This is a genomic window from Pseudomonas sp. SIMBA_067 (assembly GCF_046534675.1).
GTDB lineage: Bacteria > Pseudomonadota > Gammaproteobacteria > Pseudomonadales > Pseudomonadaceae > Aquipseudomonas > Aquipseudomonas putida.
Window position 1 is genome coordinate 1 of record NZ_JAWRYH010000311.1, and the last position, 278, is coordinate 278.

The 278-nt window shown below is 61.9% G+C and carries 1 protein-coding gene; it reads right to left on the reverse strand.

Features of this window, described 5'->3' with window-relative positions:
• On the reverse strand, positions 1-278 hold a 278-nt coding region (locus tag SB765_RS29235), incomplete at both ends, for a solute carrier family 23 protein (protein WP_410932435.1).

The window sequence follows — 278 nt, forward strand, 5'->3', positions numbered from 1 at the left end:
GTCACGACCGGCGGCATCAGATTTTCAATCCAGCGCGTGCCGGACTTCATCACCACCAGACCAATCAGCGTGTAGAGCAGGCCGCAGGCTATCACGCCGCCCAGCGCCACGCTGAGATTGGGATTCAGCCCCTGACCGCTGAAGCCGGTTACCGCAATGACCACGCCGACAAAGGCAGCGCTCGACCCGAGATAACTGGGCACCCGACCGCCGGTGATAAAGAAGAACAGCAGCGTGCCTATACCCGAGACCAGAAGGGCCGGACTCGGATCCACTCC